Raw genomic sequence first — 966 nt, 5'->3', positions numbered from 1 at the left:
CCTGGATGCCTGCCTGAAAAATATTATTCCCTTCATCGTTTATACCCTGGTGATCTCCCTGATCCTGGTGGTGGCGGCGATTCCGCTCCTGTTGGGGTGGTTGTTCGTGATGCCGATTCTGGCCGGTGCGTACTACGTATCGTTCAAGCAGCTGTTTGTGGAATAAGTGCTGCAGCAGAAGGTGATGCACAAAAAAGGCGCCGCATTCGGCGCCTTTTTTGTTGTTGTGGGCCAATGAAGGCCGGTGTCTTGTTACGTTAGCAGGTGTGCATACAGCACCGTGGCCAGGCCGAGGAAAGCAAAGAAGCCGACAATATCGGTAATGGTGGTCAGCACCACGGACCCGGCCAGGGCCGGATCAATGCCCAGCTTCTTCATGGTGATGGGCAGCAGGGCGCCGGCGCTGGCCGCCATGGTGATCAACCTGGTCATGGCGGCGGCGATGACCAGTCCGAGGTTGGGGTCGTTGAACCACAGCCCGGCGGTAATGCCGATCACGGTTGCCCAGAGCAGGCCATTGATCGCGCCCACGGACAGTTCCTTGAACAGCAGGTAGCGGGTGTTGTTGGACTGGATCTGGCCCAGCGCCATGGCGCGGATGACCAGAGTCAGTGTCTGGCTGCCGGCAATGCCGCCCATGCTGGCCACGATGGGCATCAGGATGGCCAGCGCCACCACTTTTTCCAGGGTGGCTTCGAACAGGCCGATGACGGCCGAGGCGGCGAGCGCGGTCAGCAGGTTGATACCCAGCCACAGGGCCCGGCGCCGGGCGGTTTGCCACACGGAGCCGAAGGTATCTTCGTCTTCATCCAGGCCGGCCATGCTCATCAGTGAGTGATCCGCTTCTTCGCGGATTACGTCAACCACGTCATCAATGGTGATCCGTCCCACCAGCATGCCGTCTTCGTCCACCACCGGGGCGGTTACCAGGTCGTGGCGTTCGAAGATTTTTGCTACTTCGTGGGC

1 protein-coding gene is annotated in these 966 nt (G+C 59.9%); it reads right to left on the bottom strand.

Translation table 11 applies throughout. The features are described from left to right. Positions 1–252 precede the first annotated feature (252 nt). Positions 253–966 (bottom strand): magnesium transporter (locus A3730_RS11960; RefSeq protein ID WP_197477458.1); only part of this gene is annotated, 714 nt, incomplete at its 5' end.

This window comes from Alcanivorax sp. HI0044 (assembly GCF_001634945.1).
This window is presented reverse-complemented; position numbering and strand designations above follow the sequence as displayed.